The sequence below is a fragment of the Streptomyces sp. NH27 genome (assembly GCF_056859195.1).
Genome location: NZ_JACEGK010000668.1, coordinates 1 through 3,627 on the forward strand (window position 1 = coordinate 1; position 3,627 = coordinate 3,627).

Here is a 3,627-nt window from a genome sequence, read left to right on the forward strand (position 1 = left end):
GGCGCCAGGGGAGCCCCTGTTACTGCTGCTGCGCGCCGCCGTGCTGCACCGGCTGGAGCGCGATGCCCAGCGCCGTCGCGTACTGCGTCACCACGAGCTTGCCGACCGCCGGGTACGGCCCGAGCGCGTCGGCGCCCGAGCAGCCCGCCTCCGCGGCCGCGGTGTGCAGGAGCTGCGGGGCGATCTCCGGGCCGATCAGGCACGGCGCGAGCGCCAGCGTGGAGGAACCCGAGGACCGCAACTGCTCGGCGGTGCCCGCGATCGAGCCGTCCACGTCGAGCGCGGCGGCCAGCACAGGCACCGCGAGCCGCGCGGCCAGCAGCAGGCCGGTCACGCCGGCGGCCTGCGCCGCCTCCTCACCGCCCACCGTGGCCAGGATGATGCCGTCGGCCGCCGTGGCGACCGTGAACAGCCGGGCGCGGTCGGCGCGGGCCAGGCCCGCCTCCGACAGCCGGACGTGCAGCGCCTCGGCGAGCAGCGGGTGCGGGCCGAGCACGTCCGTCAGCACCACCTGCGCCTTGCTGTCGATCACGGCCTGCCGGATCCGGCGCAGCACGGCCGCCTCGGGACCGGCCAGCAGCGGCACCACGACCGCCGAGGTGTCCTCTCCGGGCCGTTCGACCGCCACCTGGTCCAGCACGCCGCGCAGCGACGGGAACTCGTCCAGGTCGCCGTCCTCGCCGTCCACGAAGGCGATCCGGGGGTCGAGCCCGGACAACTCCGAGCGCGCGATGCTCACGACCTCCTCGGCCAGGCTGAGCGCCGCTGCGGTCGGGGTGCCCGGCACGGCGAGAACCAGCACCGGGGAGCCCTCGGGCGCGCTGAGCGCCTCCGGACGGCGGTGTCGTCCCGGCTGGCGCGGACGCGGCATTCGAACGGGGAGGCCGGAGGCGGGCCCTGTGGCATTGCTCATGGCGTCGCATGCTAACGCCTTGCGCCACCTGCTTGTTCGCCAGGGTGCGAAGGAGGTCAGACCTGTCCAGAAGTGTCCGTTTCACCGACCGCGTTCGGCCAGTGACCGAGCCCGACCGGTACGGACGGCGGCAGCCCTGGGCCGTGTTGGGGAAGCCCCTCCCCCTGGCCTGGCCGCCGGGGGCGCCCCCAGCCCCGTGGTGCCCGTACGCTCTCCCCCTGCCTTCGCCGGGGGCACCTCCGGCGAAGCCAGGGGGGAGCGCCCCGAGCGTTGTCGGGCTGCCTTCGCCAGAGGCCCAGCCACGCCGAAGGCTGTGGGGGAGCGCCGGACGCCACGGGCCCCGCCTTTCGGGCGGACGGCGCTACTTCCCCAACACGGCCTACGCGCCCGGGCGGTCCGTCACGGTGAGCAGCCCCGGGTCGACCGGCAAGGTGAGGCGGCCGCGCTGCAGGGCGCCCGCGATCAGGACCGCGCCGTCCAGCGGGTCGCCCGCGGCCGGCACGAGCGTGGCGCCGGGCAGCAGTCCGGCCGCCTGCTCCCGCAGCGGGCCGAGCAGCGGCTCGCCCATCTTGAACAGCCCACCCGCCAGCGCCACGTCCACCGGGCCGGCCCCGGGCCGTACGGCCGCGGCCGACTCCAGGATGTGCGCCGCGGCCTGCCGCAGGATTCCGGCGGCCACCGGGTCGTCTGCCGCATGCCGTGCCACCGCCGGGGCGAACGACGCGAGCACCGCCGCCCGGTCGGGCCGCGGGTAGAGCTGGCCCGGCAGCGTATCCAGCGGTCCGAACCGCTCCCGGGCCGCGGCCAGCAGCGCCGCAGAGCCGCCGGCCCGCCCGTCGTGGGCGCGCATCGCCGCGTCCAGGCCCGCACGGCCGATCCAGGCACCGCCGCCGGCGTCGCCCAGCAGGTGGCCCCAGCCGTCCGCGCGCCGCCAACCGCCGCCGGTGCCCTCGCGGGCGCCGTCGTCCGCCGAGGTGCCGAGCGCGATCATGCCGGTGCCCGCGGCCACGACCACGCCGGGGCGCAGGCCGAGCGCGCCCGCGTACGCCGTCACCGCGTCGCCGGCCAGCGCGAGGCGTCGTACCCCGAAGGCGCCGGCGAGCGCGTCCGGCAGGCAGGCGCGCAGGTCGTCGCCGAGCGTGGCCATCCCGGCCGCACCGACGCAGGCCGCCGCGATCCGCCGGGCCCCGGCCGCCGTCATCAGCTCCTCGACGAGCGGCCGTACGCGCTCCAGCAGGCTCGCCGCGTCGATGCCGCGCGGACCGGTGACGGCGGGGCGGTCGGCGGCTGCCACGGTTGCCCCGGCGGTGGGCGCCTCGGCCGCGTCGGCCGTCCCGGTGGGGCCGGTGACCGCGTCGGCGGGCACGAGGGCCACGCGCACGCCGGAGCCGCCGGAGTCGATGCCCAGCACCCAGCAGCCGTCGCCCGCTTCGGCATCGGCGAACGGGCCGGACAGCGGGCCGGACCGGAGGCCGGTCGCGGATTCGGCCGTGGATTCGGCGGATTCGGCGGTGGGGTCCGTCGTGGGGTCCGACGCGGATCGCGTCCCGGGGGAGGAGGAGTGCCGCACGCCTCAGCCGAGCCCGCGCGAGTCCTGCTTGAGCGCGGTGTCCACGGTGAGCGCGGACGCCACGACCATGCTCAGCAGCGGGTCGGCGAGCTGCCGGTGGATCTGGAGGACGTAGTTGTCGGCCGAGGTGAACATCGTCTTGGCCAGACCCTCCCAGGTCTTGGTGATCCGGCCGATCTCGGTGTCGGTGTGGTCCACGATGGCGAAGTTCCAGGCCCGCCAGTTCTCGGCCTTGATCGCGCCTATCTGCTGGCCGTTGTACATGAACCCGAACTTGATCTTGCCGAAGGCGTTCTGCTGGACGATCTCGCCCAGCGGCTCGCCGTTCGCCCGGTGCACCAGCACCTTCGACTTGATGAACTTCGCCGGGCGGGTGAGCACCAGGTGCGGCTGGCCCTGTGCGTCCCGCACCTCCAGCTTGTGGGTGAGGAACTGGTCCACGCTGGAGACGAACCGCAGCACCTTCTTGGCGGTGCTCTGGCCGACCTCCACCACCGAGCCCAGGGTGCGGCCGTTCTGGTCGAAGACGGTGTACTCGTTGACCAGCTCGATCAGCTTGGCCTTCTGGTTCACCACGAGCACCGGCTCCGTGAACAGGGTGCCGCCGCCGTAGCCGGGCGACATGACACCGGCCTGGCCCTGGACCTGGTGCTGGATCTTCGAGGGGTCGGGCGCGCGGCTGACGTCCAGCTCCCAGGCGCTGCCGCCCTCCTGCTTGGGCGCCTGCTGCTGGCCCGGGACCTGGCCGGGGTTGGTGTGCTCGGTCCACTGGGCGCCGTCCCAGTACCGGAGCAGATTCGGAGTGCCCTGCGGGTCGGCGTACCAGCCGGCCGGGGTGTTGGAGTGCGTCGTCACCCGGGCAGACTACCGTGGGGTCCGGTTCAGGCCGGTTGCCAGTTCACCGGTTGACCATCCTGCTGTGCGAGCAGGTCGTTGGCACGGCTGAAGGGACGCGACCCGAGGAAGCCGCGGTCCGCCGACATCGGCGACGGGTACGCGGACTCGATCACCGACAGCGGGCCCGGCAGCGGCCGCGCGTTGCGGGCGTCGCGGCCCCGCAGGATCGGCACCAGCGGCCGCCCGCGGCCGGCCAGGTGCTTGCCCACCCACTCCTCGGGTGTCACAGCCCAGCCCGGTACAAGGG

The 3,627-nt window shown here is 75.1% G+C and carries 3 protein-coding genes and 1 pseudogene; all 4 read right to left on the bottom strand.

What is annotated here, in order from left to right:
• Window positions 1–19: 19 nt before the first annotated feature.
• Complete coding sequence (locus AC13HU_RS34080) at window positions 20–913, bottom strand: sirohydrochlorin chelatase (RefSeq protein WP_483045862.1); 894 nt, start codon at window positions 911–913, stop codon at window positions 20–22.
• Between the two features lie 379 nt (window positions 914–1,292).
• Window positions 1,293–2,369: an N-acetylglucosamine kinase gene (locus AC13HU_RS34085; RefSeq protein WP_483045864.1), complete on the bottom strand. Its 1,077-nt coding sequence runs from the start codon at window positions 2,367–2,369 to the stop codon at window positions 1,293–1,295.
• A gap of 117 nt (window positions 2,370–2,486) precedes the next feature.
• Entirely contained in the window at window positions 2,487–3,338 is an 852-nt protein-coding gene (locus AC13HU_RS34090) for an LURP-one-related family protein (RefSeq protein ID WP_483045863.1), read from the bottom strand.
• 26 nt (window positions 3,339–3,364) lie between these two features.
• Window positions 3,365–3,627: pseudogene (locus AC13HU_RS34095) on the bottom strand (uracil-DNA glycosylase); the annotation flags it as partial.